The organism is Paenibacillus sp. 79R4 (assembly GCF_013393165.1).
Classification (GTDB): Bacteria; Bacillota; Bacilli; order Paenibacillales; family Paenibacillaceae; genus Fontibacillus.
Window position 1 is genome coordinate 1 of the sequence record NZ_QJOT01000001.1, and the last position, 20162, is coordinate 20162.

Consider the following 20162-nt stretch of genomic DNA (forward strand, 5'->3'; position numbering starts at 1 on the left):
CTCGATGTCGGCTCATCGCATCCTGGGGCTGAAGTAGGTCCCAAGGGTTGGGCTGTTCGCCCATTAAAGCGGTACGCGAGCTGGGTTCAGAACGTCGTGAGACAGTTCGGTCCCTATCTGTCGTGGGCGTAGGAAATTTGAGAGGAGCTGTCCTTAGTACGAGAGGACCGGGATGGACGCACCGCTGGTGTACCAGTTGTTCCGCCAGGAGCATAGCTGGGTAGCTAAGTGCGGAAGGGATAAGCGCTGAAAGCATCTAAGCGTGAAGCCCCCCTCAAGATGAGATTTCCCAATGAGTAAGACCCCTTGAAGACGACGAGGTTGATAGGCCTGAGGTGGAAGTGCAGCAATGTATGGAGCTGACAGGTACTAATCGGTCGAGGGCTTATCCAAAAAACATCTAAATATGCAAAATGAGTTTCGTATCCAGTTTTCAAGGATTAACCTTGAATTTATGGCTTTGGAGAGATACCCAAGTGGCTATAAGGGGACCCTCTGCTAAGGGGTTAGACTGCGTAAGCGGTGCGAGGGTTCGAATCCCTCTCTCTCCGCCATTAGTATACAAGCTATAAATTATAATATGGCGGTGTAGCTCAGCTGGCTAGAGCGTACGGTTCATACCCGTGAGGTCGGGGGTTCGATCCCCTCCGCCGCTACCATATTTACCTGGAGGCTTAGCTCAGCTGGGAGAGCATCTGCCTTACAAGCAGAGGGTCAGCGGTTCGATCCCGTTAGCCTCCACCATTTTAATTTTATATGCCGGTGTAGCTCAATTGGTAGAGCAACTGACTTGTAATCAGTAGGTTGGGGGTTCAAGTCCTCTCGCCGGCACCATTTGTATCACAGCGCGGAGCCGTGGTGTAGAGGCCTAACATGCCTGCCTGTCACGCAGGAGACCGCGGGTTCGAATCCCGTCGGCTCCGCCATTTATTTTAAATGAATGTTTCCACCAAGAAGTGGGAAAGTTATCAAGACTTACCCATTATTTTTTTGACCAAATTACATATGGCTCGGTAGCTCAGTCGGTAGAGCAGAGGACTGAAAATCCTCGTGTCGGCGGTTCGATTCCGTCCCGAGCCACTTTGCAAGTTTTAGGACAAGCCTAAAGCTGGCATAATATATGGAGGCTTAGTGAAGTGGCTAAACACGGCAGACTGTAAATCTGCTCTCTACGAGTTCGGTGGTTCGAATCCATCAGCCTCCACCATTTTATGAGCCATTAGCTCAGTTGGTAGAGCACCTGACTTTTAATCAGGGTGTCGAAGGTTCGAGTCCTTCATGGCTCATTCCAACAAGAACCCTTTCCAAGTAGCTATTATGCTACAAGGAAAGGGTTCTTTGCTTATGATCGCTCATATAGTTTGTGTTCGCGGCAGTAGGCACAGTTCTCCTTGACACATACTCGCTCTCGCAAAGCTTGAAGATTGTGGATCAGAAAACCTTTGCGATTAACGGCCAGTAGTCCTTCTTTACACAAGCTGCTTAATAAACGGGTGACCGATTCTCTGGTGAATCCGATCAGATTAGCAATTTCCTGATGCGTCATAGGAACATGAATCAGCACCTTTCCCTCGATATTGATACCAAAATCCTCAGCTAATTTAATCAAGAAAGAGATGCCTCGATCTTCTAGATTTCTTGAAGTAAATCCTTGTAGTTTATTTTGCAACTCTCTAATTTCACTGGCCATAACCGCCATCATTTTGAAGGCAATACCCGGCGAGCCCGCCAAAATTTGCTCAAAAGAAGAAATAGGCAATGTAAACAGTTCTGTGTTAATGACAGTAGTAGCCGTGGTAGGGTAAGGGTTAGAGCCAAATTGCCCGGTATGGGGAAACATATCTCCTGTTTTTAATAAAGAGAGAATCTGTTCATTGCCTTTTTCATCAATTTTATGGGTTTTAATGAGTCCATGAATAATGAAGTAGATGGAGGTGACCTCTTCTCCTTCACGAAAGATGGTAGATCTTCTAGGCAGGGTACGGGTAGCACCCATGCTTCGGACTCGCTCCAATTCATCAGAATTAAGGTCATGGAGTAGATTGACCGACCGAAGTGCATCTATAGTAATATCCATGAGGATACCCCCTCAACAAATGTATTTTTGCTAAAAAGAACCTTACTACTTCATTATAAAAACGTAGAAAGGGAGTGAATCGTGAGGGGGGTCACAGCAAATAATCCAAAATGGTTACATTTTTAAATATTAGAAAGCCACCCCTCCATTTTGACTACAAGGAAAGGTGGTTTTTTCTATTAAAAGTTCTCTTCTTCATTAACATTTGGCTTGCGTAAATGGAACATGGAGCGGGCAACTACATACACCAATGGCAAAATTCCAAGAACGATAAAGATAGTATCCGGAATCATCCGAATCCAGAGCAGCAGGTTAACTGTCCCATCTTGATAGAATGAGATGTCACGCGCAGACCAGAAGCCGAAGTCAAAAGCTCTCTTGAGTTGCATAAATCCGACAGGCAAAAGGGTAATGACGATCATGCCGGTCAATCCGATATTTAACCCCCAGCAGGAGAGACGCAATAGCTTATCATTCCATTCATTCGACTTCACAATATTGCGCAGTGAATATAACAGGACGGCAACGGCAAACATACCATAAACCCCCATCATGGAGCCGTGGGCATGCGCAGTGGTTAACGTTGATCCATGTTCAAAATAGCTAACCGCAGGCAGATTGATCAGGAAGCCCAGCACTCCGGCGCCGAGTAGATTCCAAACCGCAGTTGAAACCAGAAAACGGAAGGACGAAGTATACGGAAAGTTCGTTCCGCCGTCTTTCATGACTTTGTATTGATCGTACGCCTCCATGATCAAAAGGGTAAGCGGTATAACCTCCAGTGCGGAGAACACCGCACCAAGGGAGATCCAAATTTCGGAGGAACCGTTGTAATAGTAATGGTGACCGATACCAAGGATACCGCCGCCCATAAGCAATGTGAACTGGAACAATAGGGCGCGTACCGTCGATTGTTTCGTAACCAGATTCATTCGTACCATCAAGAAGCCGATAACTACAACCGCGAACACTTCAAAGATGCCCTCAACCCAAAGGTGGATAATCCACCAACGCCAGTAATCAGAATAAGTAAATGATGAATTCGGATTAAAAAGAATGCAAAGATATAAAAGAACGGAACAGCGATTGCGGAGTAAAACAGCAGGTGTGTTAAACCGCCTTTATCCGTTTCTTTCTTCAGCGCCGTACGAATTGCCCGATAAACGATGTATAACCAGATGGACATTCCGATCACAAGCAGGATCTGCCAGAAGCGGCCTAACTCAAGATATTCCCAGCCTTGATGACCAAGCCAGAACCAGCTTTTTTTGAGATAGCCCTTTGCACCCAGCCATTCACCGATAGAGCTGCCGGCAGTGAGAACAACCAAAGCCCAGAAAAGAATATCAACGAGCAGTCCCTGACGTTTAGGCTCCTTGCCACCTACCAGTGGAGCTACATAAATCCCCATCCCGAGCCAAGCAGTAGCAATCCACAAAATAGCCAGCTGGAGATGATATGACTTGGCGATATTAAAGGGGAACAGATCGGCGATAAAGTTCATACCGTAGAAATTATTCGGTTCAGAATAATAATGGGCCAGCAGGCCGCCAAAAGCAGCTTGAATCAGGAACAACAGCACAACAACCAAGAAGAACTTGCCCGTTTTCACCTGACTTCGTGTAACTGGCTGCTTATCAAGATTGAAGACCGGGAACCGATCCGGCGTATACGCCTCATGCATATGAAGCTTATACCGGTTATATACAAACAGTACAAAGCCCAGGACTAATAACAGCAAGGTGACACTAACGCCACTCCATAAGAGAGCTGAGTAGGACATGGTATTTCCCGCGTCTTCAAAATAAGGCCAATTGTTCGTATAGGTGATGGTATCGCCTGGCCGCTCTGTACCGGAAACCCATGCTGTCCAGAAGAAGAAGTCGGCCATTTGCTGCTTCATATCGCCAGCGGCAATATAGGCAGCGCTGTCCTCAGAAGCATCAACATCTTTAATCAGATTCGCTGGAACGCCCAGTCCGTCTCCCTGCGTGAATATTTTTTCGTAATAGGCCCTTATTTGGGCTAGCCCTCCTGCCTGGCCATCTGTCAGGGTTAAGGTATGACTTGGCTTGTCGTAGCGATTTTGCTTCATCTCGTGCTTTACTTGATCGAATATCGATGTTTGTTGATCTTGAGTGAGCTCTGCATAAGGTTTCCCGTATTCGGCTTGGGCATGCTGATCATGCATTGCATCGACCATAATTTTAAGTGACTCTGCAGTATAATCCGGGCCGAGATAGGAACCATATCCAAGCACCGTAGCATAGTCCATCAGCCCGTATTTCTGGAATACTGCCTGACCGCCGGTGATTTGTTCCTGCGTAGTAAGCACATCACCTTGGCTATTTACTACTTTTAGCGGGATAGGGGCCTGGGATTTGAAAATCCAGAATCCGCCGGCAATCAGTACAGTGAAGCATATAATTAGGGTGGATATCAATACACCTTTTAAAAATGAGTTTTGAGCTTTATTGTTCTTCATGCTCCTTCTCCTTTCGTTCATCTTTTCACTCCAAGCATAGGATTGAGCTAGAGGGTGTTTTGTGATTTCAATTACAAACCGGAGGAAATTTTTGCCGCCTTGTTTGTGATACAATGAATTTATACAACCAAAACCTATAGATCAGAGAGGCAATCGAGGTATGGATATAAAAGAGCTGAAGCAACAGTTAGAGGAGATTATAGGATCCTCCTTAACTTTATTAGAGATGGATCCAGAGATTTGGACTGGCTTGGCAAATGACAATAGCTTGGATCAACCCGCTTCCGGAATGGCTCGGTTGCACGACCAGCCTCGATGGTTATGGAAAACAGATTCCTCCAAGGTCCATGTTTTTGTGGCCGAGACACCGTTAAGCGAACGGGAAATTAGATTAATTGATCTTCTGCTGTCAGCAGCCCGTGAGAAATCGAACCATCCCTCTTTTTCGTCCAAACGAGATGATGAATCCCGTTGCATCGAGCTGGGCAAATGGCTGAGGGAACAGATCAGTAGCGGCAACCTGCAAAGTGCTATCCCGGAGGATATGGCGATTAAGCCTAAACTAGCGGAGAACTTATTCCCCTTTCTGTTAAGCTGCGAGGATCGCCTGGGTCAGGATGTCCAATATTCCAAGCTTAACAAATTACTGCGCAGTTATTTTGGGGGCGAGATTGTCCTCGTTCCGATGACGGAATCATGGCTTGTCCTGGTTCGGGAGGCTCTGCTGCTGGATGTGCAGGATGAGAGCAATGAGGGGATTGAGACAGAACGCGATATGTTAGGTGCGCTTTGTCAGGGATTGTACGAGCTAATCGCCAACGAATGGGGCGGAGGAGGATTCCGCTTGACAGTAGGGGACAAGCTGATCAACCAGGGGCGGCTTGTATCGGCGACGATCGCCCTGCAAGAGACAATGCTGCTCGGGCGGATCTTCCAGGTGTCAGAGCATATCTATCTGCCTTGGGATTTGGAGCTTGAGCGGCTTATATACCATATACCGGACGACCGGAGACAGCAATTTATTGAGGAGAGCGGGGTTGGCTCCCATCTGCTTGAGGATGAAGAGACGCTGATTACACTTGAGACTTTCTTTCAGCTGGATTGTAACGTAAGCGAGACAGCAAAGCGCCTGTATATCCATCGCAATACCTTGCTGTACCGGCTGGATAAGTTCAAACAAGAGACGGGGCTTGATGTCAGAAGCTTTCAGGATGCGGTTCTGGTGAAGCTGAGGATCCTATTGTATAAAGTTACGAAAAGGCTATAGTATTTTTGTGCAGTTTGTGGATGGTAGTCTATTGGGCTTATGGGTTACTATATATACAGAAGTTGTATCCGATTACATTTAAGCAAAGACAGTTTATAAATCATTTATATTAGGAGGAAAACAAATGGCAGGCGTACGCTTAGAACACATTTACAAGAAATATGCAGGTGCTGATAAAGCAACCGTTATGGACGTTAACCTTGATATCGCAGATAAGGAGTTCCTCGTACTCGTAGGTCCTTCCGGTTGCGGTAAATCCACAACTCTTCGTATGATCGCTGGTCTTGAAGAAATTACAGAAGGTAAATTGTACATCGGCGACCGCGTCGTGAACGACGTAGCTCCGAAAGACCGTGACATCGCGATGGTATTCCAATCCTACGCTTTGTATCCGCATATGAACGTGTATCAAAACATGGCGTTCGGTCTGAAACTTCGCAAAGTGAAGAAGGAAGAAATCGACCAACGCGTACGCGAAGCTGCTAGGATCCTCGATATCGAGCATTTGCTTGATCGTAAGCCAAAAGCTCTTTCCGGTGGTCAGCGTCAACGGGTTGCCTTGGGCCGCGCGATCGTCCGCGATCCTCAAGTGTTCCTCATGGACGAACCTCTTTCCAACTTGGACGCTAAACTTCGTGGTCAAATGCGTGCGGAAATTACAAAGCTGGTTAAACGTCTGGAAACCACTTGCATTTACGTAACACATGACCAAATCGAGGCTATGACCATGGGTGACCGTATCGTTGTTATGCATGACGGTATCATTCAGCAAGCTGCTTCTCCGGAAGAATTGTATAACCAACCAAATAATATCTTCGTAGCTGGATTTATCGGTTCCCCTACGATGAACTTTGTAAATGGTACATTGTCTGAAGAAGGCGGAGAAGTTCGCTTCAAGACTTCTAACCTGAACGTAGTGGTTCCACAAGGCAAAGCTACGGTATTGAAAGAAAAAGGATTTATTGGCAAAGAAGTAATTATGGGTATTCGTCCAGAGGACATTCATGAAGAGCCAGTATTCTTGGAAGCTTCTCCACATACTGCATTCACTGCAGACGTATATTTGACTGAGAACCTTGGTCATGAAATGCAACTGTACTTGAACGGTGTAGGTACTGACTCCCTGATCGCTCGCGTTGACGGTCGTTCCAACACTCGTGAAGGCGACAAGGTTAAACTTGCTATCGATATGAACAAGATTCATATCTTTGACAAGGAAACAGAACAAAACGTTTTCTACAACTAATTCTTTAACAAATAAGGTAATCCTCGGATTATCTCTCAAAGAGCCGTCCCCTAGGGCGGCTTTTTGTTTATAGTTACAAGTTCAGTCCGCAGCTGTGATTGATTTACGAGGCATTTTCATTTACGATGAATACATTAGCACGGTATAAATTGGATTTTGTTTACAGCTTAACATAATCGGCAGACATCCTGTTCAGAGGTAGATCCCCCTGGGCCCGGATGCCTGATAGGAAAGGAAGAACACCATGGCAAAAAAGGTTAAGGTATCGGAATTGGTGGGTCAATTTGGACTCGAGGTCATTTCCGGTGAACAAGGGCTAAAACGTGTGATTACGGTTGACGATCTATATCGTCCGGGTCTGGAAATGGCCGGTTATTTTGAATACCATCCACCAGAACGCGTTCAAATCTTAGGTAAGACGGAACTCGCTTTTTACGAGACATTGACGATGGAACAGCGTCGGGAACGGATGCAGCTGTTGTGCAGCAACGATGAGACACCTTGTATTATTGTAACGAGAGCATGGAAGGTGCCTGAGGAACTGATCGAGATCAGTGCAGAGAAGAATCTTCCTGTACTGCGCAGCAGTATGGCTACGACAATTTTGTCCAGCCGCATTACGAGCTTCCTGGAGAAGAAGCTGGCTCCTACCGCCACGATTCACGGCGTATTGGTCGATGTGTATGGCGTAGGTATGCTGATTACAGGCAGCAGCGGAATCGGGAAGAGCGAGACAGCGCTTGAGCTGGTGAAGCGTGGCCATCGACTGATTGCGGATGATGCCGTTGAAATTCGCCAAACATCGGACAATCAGCTGCATGGTACAGCGCCTGAATTGATTCGTCACCTGCTTGAGATTCGCGGCGTCGGTATTATTAATGTTATGACGTTATTCGGTGCAGGAGCCATCCGCAACAATAAGAGAATTACTCTCGTCGTCAAGCTCGAGGCCTGGCAGCAAGAGAAGCAGTATGACAGGCTTGGACTGGATGAAGAGACGACGCGCATCATCGATACGGACGTACCGTTAGTAACGATCCCTGTACGTCCTGGGCGTAACCTCGCGGTCATTATCGAAGTAGCAGCCATGAACTTCCGCTTGAAGCGAATGGGCTATAATGCGGCCTTGCAGTTTACATCAAAGCTGACAGAGACGATTGCTGAAGATATCGATGATTTAGATTAGGAGCGTGAACGATGGGTACCTTGTTATTAAACCCGATAGCTTTTTCTATCGGTGCATTGGAAGTGCATTGGTATGGTCTGATCCTGGGAACAGGTGCGCTAATGGGCTTGCTCTTCGCCATCTGGGAAGGGAAGAGATTCAAAATCCCGCAGGAGTTCTTCATGGACTTGCTTCTGTTTGGGGTTCCATCGGCGATTGTCGGGGCAAGGATTTATTTCGTTGCCTTCAAATGGGAGGATTATAAGCATAATCTCTGGGATATCTTTAAAATCTGGAACGGTGGCATAGCTATCTATGGAGCGCTGATCGGGGCCATTATCTGCGCCTTGATCTTCGTGAAGAAGCGCGGTTATAACTTCTGGCGGATAGCGGACATTTGCGCACCGTCATTGCTCGTCGGTCAATTGATTGGCCGTTGGGGGAATTTCGTCAACCAAGAAGCATATGGCGGCGAGACAACAGAGGCATTCCTGAGAGATTATCTGCACTTGCCTTCATTTATTGTAAATCAAATGAATGTGGAGGGCATCTTCCGTCATCCAACATTCCTCTATGAATCAGTATGGAACCTGGTAGGCTTGCTCCTGCTTCTAGTCTTGCGCAGACGCAAATTTCTGCGTGCCGGAGAACTGTTCTGTTCCTACTTTATATGGTATTCGATCGGTCGCTTCTTCATTGAGGCACTCCGTACGGACAGCTTGGCCTTCCAAGGTGCCGCTTGGCTGGCATCCTTTGTGAACGGCCTGTGGGCTCCGATGCAATGGATCGGATTTGAACAGGGATATCTGGCACCGTCTTATGGGAATGTGCGGATATCGCAATTGCTGGCCCTTCTAATTGTAGTCGCTGCCGCCCTGTTCATCATTGTTAGACGCAAGACGATCCCGAATTTGCCGCATTATCTTGACCCGATTGTATCGATCAAGGCTGCGGAAATCGATAGCGCTACCCTGCAAATGCCTGCTCCGGCAGCTAAGACTGCTGCTGAGCAAGACAACGGTACAACCCCGGCTAAAGAAGCGAATACGCTGAATGAGCCGGAGAGTACAGAGGATAAAAAGGAGTAAAAAGACTGCATGATACGCACAGTATTATTTGACTTGGATGGAACAATTGTAAATACAAATGAGTTAATTATTAAGACTTTTATGCATGTAATAGACAAGCATCTGGACAAGCCGTATACGCGTGAGCAGATTATTCCTTACATGGGGATGACGCTGGAGGAGCAGCTGCAGATATTTTCAGGCAACGAGGAAGTAAGCCATCTGGTGAAGGAGTATCGTACCTATAACAGCGAGCATCATGATGAATTGATCCAGGAGTTCCCTCATGTTCTGGAAGTGATCCGCGAGCTGCATGAGAAGGGCATCAAGCTTGGCGTGGTGACGACGAAAATTCGGCGAACGGCGATGCGTGCCTTGGAGATGTTCGATCTGAGACAATATATGGATGCGATCATTACTGTGGAGGATGTCCAGCATCCTAAACCGCATGCGGAACCCATTCTAACGGCGATGAGTCAATTGGATGCAGATCCAGCCAGCACGTTGATGGTTGGAGATAGCGCCGCGGACTTGAAGTCTGCTCACGCGGCAGGCGTACGCTCTGCGGCGGTAGCATGGTCGCTGAAAGGCGCTAAGGAGCTGCAGAAGTATGATCCGGATTATATCCTTCATGATATGACTGATCTATATGATCTTGTGAGGATGGGAGCCAGGAACTAAGTGAGGAAAGTGGAGCGTTATCCAGTGAACGGCCCAAATGCGTTATGGCAGTTGTACCGGACCGTCAGCCCCTGGAAGGGCGTCAAAAACTTCATCTTCATACAAATCGCCAGATATTGTCCGATTTTATCGCTGAAGAACTGGATTTATCGCCATATTCTCGGGATGAAGGTCGGAGAGCATACGGCCTTTGGCCTGATGGTTATGGTGGATGTCTTCTTCCCGGAGAAGCTGACGATCGGTCGTAATTCGGTCATCGGCTATAACACGACTATCCTGGCCCATGAATACTTAATTCGCGAGTATCGACTTGGGGAGGTCCATATCGGTAATGAAGTGATGATCGGGGCCAACACGACGATATTGCCGGGTGTAACAATTGGAGATGGTGCAGTTGTCGCAGCCGGCTCGGTGGTTCACAAGGATGTAGCGCCCGGAAGCTTCGTTGGCGGGAATCCGCTGCGAGAAATCGAGCGTAAAAGCCCGGAGGGAGTCCGTGAATCCGAGGTCAGGAATAACGGATAGAATATCCAGATGAATGTTACAAGGCACAGATACTTGCAATAAATAAGCAATTGGAGCAGTCTGAACAGGCGCTCTAATTGCTTATTTTTATTAGGCTTTACTGAGATTTTCAGCGTGCTGAAGAAATGGGAAATGAGGTAATATTGCAAACGCTCTCCCCAACTCGTCCTAGATAAGGTATCATAAAGGATGGTAGCAAGACGATGGAAACTATGATTACCGGGAGTTGATACAGTGAGTCAAAGCATCAAAAAGGAGAGACTGCCTCAGCTTGATCTGTTTAGGGCGATGGCTATCTTCTGTGTTATTCAGGTACACTCTTCTTCCTTTGCGGCAGCGGAGCAAGCCTTGAACTCACCAATCTATTATTTTTATAATTGGATGAATATTTTCTTCAAAATTGGTACCCCTTGCTTTATCTTTCTAAGCAGCTTTGTATTGTTCTATAACTATTATGATCGACCTGTAAACAAGGAACTGATTGGACATTTCTATAAGAAACGTCTTACGTATATTATTCTCCCTTATATATTGGTCTCTTGCTGTTATTTCTTGTTGGTCGCTTGGCAGCGCGGGGAGCTGGCCAGCAATTCCAAAATGTATGAGCTGCAGCAGCTTGGCATGAAGCTGCTCACGGGTACGTCTTATACGCATTTGTATTTCGTATTCATCAGCATTCAATTCTATATCCTGTTCCCGCTGCTGTTATGGCTATTCCAATCGTTCCGGAAGAGCAAGATACTGTTAGCCTTAATCATACCGCTTGGCTTGGCAATTCAGTACGGCTTCTATTTCTGGAACAAGGTTGAGCTCCATATTCCTAATAAAGGGAGCTATGCTCCGTCCTATATGGCCTACTATTTCATGGGGGCGGGCATCGCTATCTATTTTGAACATCTCAAAGGCTGGCTGAAGAGCGACTGGAAGGATATGTCCGGAAAGCAGAAAATGTGGACCGGCTTGCTATGGGGGAGCTGGCTGATTGTCGCCTTTACCCATGTCCAGATCTGGTTCTCTTATCGCCAGCACTGGAGCAGTCCGAACTCTACCTGGTTTGAAGTGCTGTGGAATGTTCATACCCTGCTGTCGGCACTAGTATTGATGCGAGCCTCCTTCTTGATTCAGCGGAAGGGCTCAGCATTCTGGAATAAGGCGCTGACTCGCCTGGGCGAGTTATCCTTCGCCGTTTATTTATTCCATCCGGTTGTGCTGCTCTACTACCGGAAACTAAGGGATCACTTTACGATCCCTGGCGACTCTGCGATGTATTTCCTGTACATCATCGGTGGTTCGGCGTGTGCGCTGGCCATTTCATGGGTTTTTACCCAGGTTTGCTTCAGAAGGCTTCCTTTTGCGTCTGTTTTCTTGGGCAGTGTTCCATATTCACTCAAGAAAAAGAAGAAAGCACCGGGCATGCACGGACCTGGCCAGGACCGTACAGTGAAGATGAATGGATAAAAAGAATAGTCGGTTGGGGAAATCCCAGCCGGCTATTTGTTTATACAGATGAAAAATAATGAGCATATATCACTATATTTATGTAAAATTGATATATTCGGAGTTAATGATCTATTTATAACCGCTATAATCTGATAAGGATAAAATACCTGCAAATTTAATGGATTTTGCAATAATATGCTAGGGGCCTGACGCTAAAATACTCAGGGGATTGATCGTTGACGGTTCCAGATAAAGTATGATAAGATATGCCATATTCTTTATTTTGGTAGTATGGTAGTACTTTAATGCGATAAAATAAACGAACTTATAATGGCTTTATTTTAAGCGAGTGAGAGGTGAGGACATTGTCAAAACCGAAGGGCTTTGAGAAACCGGCTGGCGTACGGGATTATTTACCGTTTGCAGTCGAGAAGCTAAGGGAGATTGAGCGTCGCGTGCTGGATTGCATGGCTGGCTGGGGTTACCGTCAGATCATGACGCCAACGATGGAATACTATGACACGGTTGGGGTAGCTAGCTCTACGTCGGATCAAAAGCTGTTCAAATTGCTTAACAATCGGGGGACGACGATGGTTCTTCGTTCCGATATGACAACGCCGATTGCCCGGGTTGTATCTTCCCTGTTAAAGGAGGAGCTTTTGCCGCTGCGCTTGTCCTACCATGCGAATGTCTTCCGCTCTATTGAAGAAGAAGCGGGCAAGGAAGCGGAGTTCTATCAGACCGGGGTTGAGCTGGTCGGGGATAACTCCGCCGAGGCGGATGCCGAAGTGGTGGCGCTTGCCGTAGCATCCCTGCAAGCTGCCGGGGTATCTTCCTTCAAGATTGCCCTCGGGCATGTTGGTTTCTTGAATGGTCTGCTGGAAGAGGCGATTCCGGGGCGTGAGGATGTGCAGCAGGAGCTAAAGGATCGATTGCTGGGACGGGACTTCGTAGGATATCGTGAGATTTTGGCCCGGCTTGATCTATCGGCAGGCCAGCGTGACGAGTTGACTGGCATTCTGAAGCTGCGCGGCGGCAAGGAAGTTTGCCGTGAGGCGCTGGAGCTAAGCAATAATTCACTCGTTCGGAGCTCGATTGAATATTTGAGTGCGGTGTGGGAGGCTCTGGAGGACTTCGATGTGGCCAGACATGTCATCATCGATCTGACGATGATTGGGGATTTCTCTTATTATACAGGGTTGATCTTTGAGGGATATGCGGCCGATATCGGCTTCCCTGTCTGTGGCGGGGGGCGTTATGATAAGCTGCTGCAACAATTTGGCCGCCCAGCCCCAGCCACGGGCTTCTCTCTTAAGACGAACCGGATTCTGGATGGGGTCGATGGTTTGAAGGTTGGACGCGAGCTGCCTTTATTGATGCAGTATGATGCATCTAATCGCAGAAGGGCTTATATAGAGGCCGAGCGACTGCGCAGTGAGGGGAAAAGCGTGCGGATGCGGCTTGTATCTGGGCCTGATGAATTAAGGACTGGGGACGACGTTATAACATGGGTAGATTTTTAAACAGGCTGGCATTTCAGGTTAGAGTAGAACTTGACCAGGTTGAGATAATATCAATTTGAGATAAGGCAGTACTGATGAGAGGAGGCGGGTCTTCATGAGTGAGATTATTAAGGTTGCCATGCCTAAGGGGCGTATCTATAAAAAAGCTTCGGCACTGTTCAGAGAGGCGGGCTTCCATATCCCGAACGATGTGGATGAGACCCGGAAGCTGGTTATTCCATTGCCGGAGATCGGTATGGAGTTTATTCTCGCCAAGCCGGTAGATGTGCCCACTTATGTAGAGTACGGTGTAGCAGATATCGGTATCGTTGGCAAAGACGTGCTGATGGAGGAGGATCGTGACGTATATGAGCTGCTCGATCTGGGCATTGCGCGCTGCCGGATGTCGGTTATCGGGCTGCCGGACTGGAAGCCGGGTATCCATCAGCGGGTGGCTACCAAATATCCAAACGTAGCTTCGAGATACTTCAGGGAACAGGGGCAGCAGGTAGAAGTGATTAAGCTGAACGGGTCGATTGAGCTTGCTCCCTTGATCGGACTGGCCGACCGGATTGTGGATATGGTAGAGACGGGGCAGACGCTCCGGGAGAACGGACTTCTTGAAATGGAGCGTATATTTGAAATTACGAGTCGGCTTGTTGCTAACCGGGTCAGTTATCGGATGAAAAACGCCGAGATCCAGGCTCTATGTGATGCTTTGGCCTTGGTGATCGAACGGGAATAGGAAGCCGCTCGAGCGATTGGGATAGATAGTAACAGAGACCTTTCAGCCCCATGGGCAGGATGAATGCGAAGCAGTATTGATGAGGAGGAGCCAGGATGAAGATCGTAAGGGCACAGGATTTTGATTTGAAGCGGGAAGTGGAGTATGGCTCAGCAGAGCAGAATGCTGCGGTGCGTCAAATCGTTGCGGATGTGAAGCTGCAAGGCGATGCGGCGCTGCTCCGATATACGGAGCAGTTTGATAGGGTGAGACTGGACGCGGGAGCGCTGCGGGTTACTGAAGCTGAGCTGCAGGCCGCATACGATCACGTTGAGCCTTCGTTCGTCACGGCGATATCTGCGGCTGCCGCAAATATCCGCGCGTTCCATGCCAGACAGAAGCGAAACTCCTGGATGGATCTACAGCCGGATGGCAGTCTGCTTGGACAGATCATCCGCCCGCTGAAGCGGGTGGGCGTATACGTCCCTGGCGGCAAGGCGGCCTATCCATCCTCTGTACTGATGAACGTCATCCCTGCCCAGGTCGCCGGCGTTCCCGAGATCGTCATGGCAACTCCGCCTGCAACAGGCGGAAAGGAAGGAATTGACCCCTACATTCTCGTTGCTGCGGCTGAGGCTGGTGTAAATGAGATCTACCGGATTGGCGGCGCACAGGCGATCGCTGCATTGGCCTACGGTACGGACACGATCGCCCCGGTAGATAAAATCTGTGGACCAGGCAATATTTACGTAGCTTTGGCCAAGCGGGAAGTGTATGGAGTCGTAGATATCGACAGTATCGCTGGTCCGAGCGAGATTGCTGTGCTGGCCGATGACAGCGCCGATCCGGCGTATATTGCCGCGGATTTGCTGTCCCAGGCAGAGCATGACGAGATGGCATCAGCTATTCTGGTCACACCGTCCGCTTCGTTCGCATCCGCCTGCCAGGCTGAAGTGGAACGTCAATTGGCAGAGCTGCCGCGCCGGGATATCGCGGCGGCCTCCATCACGGATTACGGCGCGATCATTATAGTAGACTCGATCGATGAGGGAATCGCGGTCATAAATCGGCTCGCACCGGAGCATTTTGAGCTGATCGTGGAAGACCCGCTTGTTCACCTCGGCAAGATAGAGAATGCGGGCGCAATTTTCCTGGGACCGTACAGTTCGGAGCCGGTTGGAGATTATTTTGCCGGACCGAATCATATTATTCCGACCAATGGTACAGCTCGCTTCTCGTCGCCAGTCGATGTGGATGATTATATGAAAAAATCAAGCTTGATTTACTATAGCAAGGAAGCTCTGCTTGCGAACGGAGAGACCATTATGGAGCTGGCGCGTCGCGAAGGGCTGGAGGGCCACGCCCGAGCAATTGAGGTCCGGCTTCGCAAGGAAGAAATACAATCTGACACTGCATTAGAAGGAAAGGCGGGGGCATACGATGGCGACAAATAAAGAGAAGGTAGCAGTAAGGCAAGGGGAGATCAGCCGTGTCACGAATGAGACGCAGATTCAGCTGAGCTTTGGCCTGGATGGCAGCGGCAAGTCCGAATTGGAGACGGATGTTCCGTTTTTGAACCATATGCTGGACTTGCTCACGAAGCACGGCCAGTTTGATTTGTCAGTACAGGCCCGGGGGGATATTGAAATCGATGATCACCATACGGTGGAGGATATCGGAATTTGTCTGGGCCAATGTCTATATCATGCGCTGGGTGACAAGCGGGGGATCAAACGGTATGCCAGTGTATTCGTCCCTATGGATGAGGCATTAGCTCAGGTAGTCATCGATGTCAGCAACCGCCCGCACTTTGAATATCGGGCCGAATATCCTTCGGATCGCGTCGGCAGCTTTGATGTACAGCTTGTGCAGGAGTTCCTGTGGAAGCTGGCTCTGGAAGCGCGGATTACGCTGCATGTCATCGTACATTATGGACAGAACACCCATCATATGATTGAGGCGGTATTCAAGGCTCTGGGACGGGCGCTTGATGAGGCGACGAGCATCGATCCGCGCGTAAGCGGCGTGCCTTCGACGAAGGGAGTCCTCTAGTTATGAAGCTCGCGATTGTCGATTATGGGATGGGCAACTTGCATAGCGTTGCCAAAGCTATCGAGCGCCTTGGCTACGAGGCCGTCGTGAGCGGCGAGGCAGCTGTGCTTCTGGCTGCGGACGGCATATTGCTGCCTGGAGTCGGCGCCTTCGGCGACGCGATGGAGCAGCTAACCGCCTCCGGGCTCGATGGCACGCTGAGGCAGGCTGCGGACAGCGGCAAGCCGCTGCTCGGTATCTGCCTCGGCATGCAGCTGCTCTTCTCCGCCAGCGAAGAGCATGGCTTGCATGACGGCCTGGGCCTGCTGCCCGGCCATGCCGTGCGCTTCAGCCCGGAGTGCGGCCTGAAGGTGCCGCACATGGGCTGGAACCGGCTGCAGTTCAAGCAGCCGGAGCACCCGCTTCTGTCAGGATTGGACGAAGGACATGTGTACTTCGTTCACTCCTATCATGTACTGCCAGAGCGGGAGCAGGATCTTCTGGCCGTGACCGATTACGGCCAGCCAGTTACCGCGATTGTAGGTCGCGGTAATGTGTTCGGGATGCAGTTCCATCCCGAGAAGAGCGGTGAGCTCGGCATGGCGCTGCTGCGCAATTTCCTTGCGCTGGTTGCGTCAGGTGCAGCGATAAGCTAAAGAGGTAAATTGGTGCGGAGACCGAAGGGTCAAGTTGAACTTATATTGTTGCTTAGAATCTACTAACCAGTGCAGGGGGAAGGGAAAATGTCATCATTCATAATTTACCCGGCGATTGATATCCGTGGCGGTAAATGCGTTCGCCTCATTCAGGGCGATTATAACCAGGAGACAGTATATAACGATAGTCCGGTTGAAGTGGCCAAGTCATGGGAGAAGCAGGGCGGACAGTTCATCCACCTGGTTGATCTTGATGGAGCCAAGGCCGGTCATCCGGTGAACGACCAGCTGATCGGCGAGATCGCACGGGCGGTGCAGGTTCCGGTTCAGGTTGGAGGCGGGCTGCGCTCGGTTCAGGATGTGGAACGCCTGCTGTCCCTTGGGGTTAGCCGGGTCATTATCGGGACGGCAGCGATTGAAGATCGGGAGTTTACCGAGTCGGTGCTGGGTGCTTATGGCGATAAAGTGGCGATTGGCATCGATGCCCGGGACGGACTTGTTGCCACACGCGGTTGGCTGGAGACATCGGAGGTTAAGGCAGAGGAACTGGCCAAGGAATTGGCCTCCAAAGGAGCCGAGACGTTTATTTTTACCGATATATCGCGCGACGGTATGATGCAGGGACCGAATGTAGAAGCGATTCGCCGCCTGGCTGAAGTATCAGGACGGACGGTGATCGCCTCCGGCGGGGTGACGGTACAGGATGATCTGCTGAAGCTCGCAGCTTATGCCAAGCAAGGTATCGGCGGGGCCATTGTCGGCAAGGCGCTTTATACCGGCAATATTGATCTGGCCAAGGCCATTCAGGCAGTCTCTGCATTGTAAGTGCGTGCTCAACAAGGCTGGCTGATACACCGTAAAATTTGGAGAGGAGAGCGATGAACATGCTCGTAAAGCGTATTATTCCTTGCCTCGACGTGAAGGATGGCCGGGTAGTCAAGGGCGTTAATTTCGTGAATCTTCGCGATGCTGGAGATCCCGTGGAGCTGGCTGCTCTCTACGACCGGGAGGGAGCCGATGAGATCGTATTTCTGGATATATCCGCTTCCCATGAAGGTCGGGCTACGATGATTGAGGTAGTGCGTCAGACCGCTGGCGAGATCGCTATTCCTTTCACGGTCGGCGGAGGCATATCGCATGTGGACGATATGAAGCGAATTTTGAGGGCTGGAGCTGACAAGATTGCCATCAACACCGCCGCTGTAACTCATCCCGAGCTGATCTCGGACGGAGCGAGAAGATTCGGCTCGCAGTGCATTGTAGTAGCTGTAGACGCCAAGTACAATGCAGATTGGGGTGATTGGGAAGTATTCACTCACGGAGGCCGCAAGCCTACAGGGATGAGGGCATTAGCTTGGATTCAGGAGGCAGAGGCGAAGGGAGCGGGCGAGATCCTGCTGACGAGTATGGATGCGGACGGTACTAAGGATGGCTTCGATCTTGCGCTAACAAAGGCGGTCAGCAGCCAGGTTGGCATACCGGTGATCGCATCCGGCGGAGCTGGCAAGCTGGCGGATTTCTTCGATGTATTCACGGAAGGACAGGCGGACGCTGCGCTGGCAGCGACAATTTTTCACTATAAAGAAATAGCAGTACCTGAGCTTAAGGCAGACTTGAAGGCCAGAGGGGTGGAAGTAAGATGACGATGAATCAGCCGCTGCAATTGGCGTTATCCTACACAGAGCTGAAGCAAAATATAAAATGGGATGCGGATGGGCTTGTCCCTGCGGTCGTCCAAGACGCTGCAACAAAGGAAGTGCTGATGCTCGCTTATATGAATGAAGAGTCATTGCAGAAATCCATTGAGACGGGCCAAACCTGGTTCTGGAGCCGTTCTCGTTCCGAGCTGTGGAATAAAGGGGCTACTTCAGGCAATACGCAGCAAATACTCTCGCTGAATTATGATTGTGACGGGGATACCCTTCTGGCACTTGTGAACCCGCAAGGTCCAGCTTGCCATACGGGGGAGACAACTTGTTTCTATCGGTCGTTGGCTGTTGCAGATCAAGAGGGAATAGCAACAGAGGGTTCGATGAGGGGGAGCTTGAATCCGTCGGCCAGACCAACCTCAAATGCTTTGTCACAGGCAGCCTCAGGCATTTCCGAAGTAGAAGCAGATCGCCGCTTTGCCGTCTTAGCTGAATTGGAAAGCCTGATCGCCCAGCGTTATATGGAACGTCCTGAAGGGGCTTATACGACTTATTTATTTGAAAAAGGGATTGATAAGATTCTGAAGAAGGTAGGCGAAGAGACCGCGGAATCGATTATCGCCGCTAAAAATCAGGATAACGACGAGCTGCGATACGAGGTCAGTGATCTCATCTATCATTTGCTGGTGCTGCTGCGGGAGAGGAATCTGCCCCTGGATGATATTATGACTGAGCTGGAACGCCGACATGAGCGTCCGCGCCGCGACTAAAGGCAGAGGTGAGGCAATATGCTTATAGATTACCATACGCATCATGCCCGCTGCGGGCATGCCGTTGGAACACTTGAAGAGTACATCCGGCGCGGTATCCAAATCGGCTTGTCCCAGATCGGCGTATCCGATCATATGCCGCTTCTGCATGTGAACCCGCAGGCTTATTATCCGGAGATGGCTATGCCAATGGAGGAACTGCCCAACTATGTGGAGGAAGCATTTGAGCTGAAGCAGAAATACGCTTCTTCGATTTCAGTTCGAGTTGGGCTTGAGGCCGATTATATTGAAGGCTGGGAGAACGAGATTGCGAAGATCATTAATGATTACCCGTGGGATTACGTCATTGGCTCGGTGCATTTCCTTGGGGAATGGGATGTCTCGGATTTTCGTCAAGTCCATCATTGGGAAGGACGGGACATATTCGAGGTATACCAGACCTATTATGACGCTGTGCAAAAGGCGGCCAAAACGGGATTCTATGATATCATGGGGCATTTGGACGTGATTAAGCGGTTCAATTATAAGCCGGAGGGGCATCAGTCAGAGATAGTTGAACTGGAGCAAAAGACCCTCACCGCTATCGCTGAGGCGGGGATAGCGATGGAATTGAACGCTTCGGGATTAACGAAGCCGTGCGCAGAGATGTTTCCTAGCAACAGAATATTGCAGGCTGCGATAGAATTAGGCATTCCGTTAACGGTCGGCTCCGATGCCCACGATCCGAAGAAGCTGAGCGAGAACCTGGATATCGCTCGAAATACATTGTGCAAGCTGGGAGTCCGCGAATTGGCGACATTCGAACAGCGGCAGAGGGTGATGGTCCCCTTGCAGCTCAAGAACGGCCATAATAATGTTCGGCAGTAGTGATATAATA

Annotated in this window: 17 protein-coding genes, 8 tRNA genes, 1 rRNA gene and 1 pseudogene; 25 read left to right on the forward strand and 2 right to left on the reverse strand. The window is 49.4% G+C overall.

What is annotated here, in order from left to right:
* From DMN77_RS00005 to DMN77_RS00045, 9 genes are all read left to right on the forward strand, one after another.
* Positions 1 to 393, forward strand: a 23S ribosomal RNA gene (locus DMN77_RS00005); the annotation flags it as partial.
* Positions 394 to 462: 69 nt separating this feature from the next.
* Positions 463 to 554: transfer RNA gene (locus DMN77_RS00010), tRNA-Ser, on the forward strand.
* A gap of 28 nt (positions 555 to 582) precedes the next feature.
* Positions 583 to 659: transfer RNA gene (locus DMN77_RS00015), tRNA-Met, on the forward strand.
* A gap of 9 nt (positions 660 to 668) precedes the next feature.
* Positions 669 to 744: transfer RNA gene (locus DMN77_RS00020), tRNA-Val, on the forward strand.
* 14 nt (positions 745 to 758) lie between these two features.
* Positions 759 to 834 (forward strand) — tRNA-Thr (locus DMN77_RS00025).
* Between the two features lie 15 nt (positions 835 to 849).
* Positions 850 to 926: transfer RNA gene (locus DMN77_RS00030), tRNA-Asp, on the forward strand.
* Between the two features lie 81 nt (positions 927 to 1007).
* Positions 1008 to 1080: transfer RNA gene (locus tag DMN77_RS00035), tRNA-Phe, on the forward strand.
* 42 nt (positions 1081 to 1122) lie between these two features.
* A tRNA-Tyr gene (locus DMN77_RS00040) sits at positions 1123 to 1207 on the forward strand.
* Between the two features lie 6 nt (positions 1208 to 1213).
* Positions 1214 to 1286, forward strand: a tRNA-Lys gene (locus DMN77_RS00045).
* Between the two features lie 56 nt (positions 1287 to 1342).
* Here DMN77_RS00045 and DMN77_RS00050 read toward each other — a convergent pair.
* Both DMN77_RS00050 and DMN77_RS24105 read right to left on the reverse strand, forming a co-directional pair.
* A complete protein-coding gene (locus DMN77_RS00050; protein WP_068779146.1) occupies positions 1343 to 2077 on the reverse strand; it encodes a Crp/Fnr family transcriptional regulator in 735 nt (244 codons plus the stop codon).
* A 179-nt stretch (positions 2078 to 2256) separates the two neighbouring features.
* Positions 2257 to 4583 (reverse strand): annotated as a pseudogene (locus DMN77_RS24105) (nitric-oxide reductase large subunit).
* Between the two features lie 139 nt (positions 4584 to 4722).
* On the opposite strand from DMN77_RS24105, the gene DMN77_RS00060 reads away from it, so the two are divergent.
* From DMN77_RS00060 to hisJ, 16 genes are all read left to right on the forward strand, one after another.
* Entirely contained in the window at positions 4723 to 5829 is a 1107-nt protein-coding gene (locus tag DMN77_RS00060; RefSeq protein WP_179013007.1) for a PucR family transcriptional regulator, read from the forward strand.
* 124 nt (positions 5830 to 5953) lie between these two features.
* Positions 5954 to 7075 (forward strand): ABC transporter ATP-binding protein, encoded by a 1122-nt coding sequence (locus DMN77_RS00065; protein WP_068779149.1) that lies wholly within the window; start codon positions 5954 to 5956, stop codon positions 7073 to 7075.
* A gap of 244 nt (positions 7076 to 7319) precedes the next feature.
* Positions 7320 to 8261 (forward strand): HPr(Ser) kinase/phosphatase, encoded by a 942-nt coding sequence (gene hprK, locus DMN77_RS00070; protein WP_068779150.1) that lies wholly within the window; start codon positions 7320 to 7322, stop codon positions 8259 to 8261.
* Positions 8262 to 8272: 11 nt separating this feature from the next.
* Positions 8273 to 9328: a prolipoprotein diacylglyceryl transferase gene (lgt, locus tag DMN77_RS00075; protein ID WP_179013008.1), complete on the forward strand. Its 1056-nt coding sequence runs from the start codon at positions 8273 to 8275 to the stop codon at positions 9326 to 9328.
* Positions 9329 to 9337: 9 nt separating this feature from the next.
* Complete coding sequence (gene ppaX, locus DMN77_RS00080; protein ID WP_068779152.1) at positions 9338 to 9988, forward strand: pyrophosphatase PpaX; 651 nt, start codon at positions 9338 to 9340, stop codon at positions 9986 to 9988.
* The gene (locus DMN77_RS00085; protein ID WP_068779153.1) at positions 9989 to 10513 is read left to right on the forward strand and encodes an acyltransferase; all 525 of its coding nucleotides are present in this window, start codon (positions 9989 to 9991) and stop codon (positions 10511 to 10513) included.
* A 234-nt stretch (positions 10514 to 10747) separates the two neighbouring features.
* Complete coding sequence (locus DMN77_RS00090) at positions 10748 to 11971, forward strand: acyltransferase (protein ID WP_229520875.1); 1224 nt, start codon at positions 10748 to 10750, stop codon at positions 11969 to 11971.
* Positions 11972 to 12318: 347 nt separating this feature from the next.
* Complete coding sequence (locus tag DMN77_RS00095; protein WP_068779154.1) at positions 12319 to 13476, forward strand: ATP phosphoribosyltransferase regulatory subunit; 1158 nt, start codon at positions 12319 to 12321, stop codon at positions 13474 to 13476.
* Between the two features lie 94 nt (positions 13477 to 13570).
* Positions 13571 to 14200: an ATP phosphoribosyltransferase gene (gene hisG / locus DMN77_RS00100; RefSeq protein WP_068779155.1), complete on the forward strand. Its 630-nt coding sequence runs from the start codon at positions 13571 to 13573 to the stop codon at positions 14198 to 14200.
* Between the two features lie 95 nt (positions 14201 to 14295).
* Positions 14296 to 15633, forward strand: coding sequence for a histidinol dehydrogenase (gene hisD / locus DMN77_RS00105; RefSeq protein ID WP_179013009.1), 1338 nt, complete (start codon positions 14296 to 14298; stop codon positions 15631 to 15633).
* Complete coding sequence (hisB, locus tag DMN77_RS00110; RefSeq protein ID WP_068779157.1) at positions 15620 to 16231, forward strand: imidazoleglycerol-phosphate dehydratase HisB; 612 nt, start codon at positions 15620 to 15622, stop codon at positions 16229 to 16231. Before hisD ends, hisB begins: the two co-directional genes overlap by 14 nt.
* Positions 16232 to 16233: 2 nt before the next feature.
* On the forward strand, positions 16234 to 16866 hold the full coding sequence (gene hisH, locus DMN77_RS00115) for an imidazole glycerol phosphate synthase subunit HisH (RefSeq protein ID WP_179013010.1): 633 nt from the start codon (positions 16234 to 16236) through the stop codon (positions 16864 to 16866).
* An 87-nt stretch (positions 16867 to 16953) separates the two neighbouring features.
* On the forward strand, positions 16954 to 17691 hold the full coding sequence (hisA, locus tag DMN77_RS00120; protein ID WP_179013011.1) for a 1-(5-phosphoribosyl)-5-[(5-phosphoribosylamino)methylideneamino]imidazole-4-carboxamide isomerase: 738 nt from the start codon (positions 16954 to 16956) through the stop codon (positions 17689 to 17691).
* A 59-nt stretch (positions 17692 to 17750) separates the two neighbouring features.
* Positions 17751 to 18509 carry an imidazole glycerol phosphate synthase subunit HisF gene (hisF, locus tag DMN77_RS00125; RefSeq protein WP_179013271.1) on the forward strand — a complete coding sequence of 253 codons (759 nt, stop codon included), beginning with the start codon at positions 17751 to 17753 and terminating at the stop codon, positions 18507 to 18509.
* Between the two features lie 2 nt (positions 18510 to 18511).
* Entirely contained in the window at positions 18512 to 19285 is a 774-nt protein-coding gene (gene hisIE / locus DMN77_RS00130) for a bifunctional phosphoribosyl-AMP cyclohydrolase/phosphoribosyl-ATP diphosphatase HisIE (protein ID WP_179013272.1), read from the forward strand.
* Between the two features lie 18 nt (positions 19286 to 19303).
* Positions 19304 to 20152 (forward strand): histidinol-phosphatase HisJ, encoded by an 849-nt coding sequence (gene hisJ, locus DMN77_RS00135; protein WP_179013012.1) that lies wholly within the window; start codon positions 19304 to 19306, stop codon positions 20150 to 20152.
* Positions 20153 to 20162: the final 10 nt, after the last annotated feature.

Coding starts and splice junctions, on each gene's coding strand:
- DMN77_RS00050 (WP_068779146.1), bottom strand. CDS start 2,077: ATGGATATTACTATAGATGCACTTCGGTCGGTCAATCTACTCCATGAC.
- DMN77_RS00060 (WP_179013007.1), top strand. CDS start 4,723: ATGGATATAAAAGAGCTGAAGCAACAGTTAGAGGAGATTATAGGATCC.
- DMN77_RS00065 (WP_068779149.1), top strand. CDS start 5,954: ATGGCAGGCGTACGCTTAGAACACATTTACAAGAAATATGCAGGTGCT.
- hprK (WP_068779150.1), top strand. CDS start 7,320: ATGGCAAAAAAGGTTAAGGTATCGGAATTGGTGGGTCAATTTGGACTC.
- lgt (WP_179013008.1), top strand. CDS start 8,273: ATGGGTACCTTGTTATTAAACCCGATAGCTTTTTCTATCGGTGCATTG.
- ppaX (WP_068779152.1), top strand. CDS start 9,338: ATGATACGCACAGTATTATTTGACTTGGATGGAACAATTGTAAATACA.
- hisG (WP_068779155.1), top strand. CDS start 13,571: ATGAGTGAGATTATTAAGGTTGCCATGCCTAAGGGGCGTATCTATAAA.
- hisD (WP_179013009.1), top strand. CDS start 14,296: ATGAAGATCGTAAGGGCACAGGATTTTGATTTGAAGCGGGAAGTGGAG.
- hisB (WP_068779157.1), top strand. CDS start 15,620: ATGGCGACAAATAAAGAGAAGGTAGCAGTAAGGCAAGGGGAGATCAGC.
- hisH (WP_179013010.1), top strand. CDS start 16,234: ATGAAGCTCGCGATTGTCGATTATGGGATGGGCAACTTGCATAGCGTT.
- hisA (WP_179013011.1), top strand. CDS start 16,954: ATGTCATCATTCATAATTTACCCGGCGATTGATATCCGTGGCGGTAAA.
- hisF (WP_179013271.1), top strand. CDS start 17,751: ATGCTCGTAAAGCGTATTATTCCTTGCCTCGACGTGAAGGATGGCCGG.
- hisIE (WP_179013272.1), top strand. CDS start 18,512: ATGAATCAGCCGCTGCAATTGGCGTTATCCTACACAGAGCTGAAGCAA.
- hisJ (WP_179013012.1), top strand. CDS start 19,304: ATGCTTATAGATTACCATACGCATCATGCCCGCTGCGGGCATGCCGTT.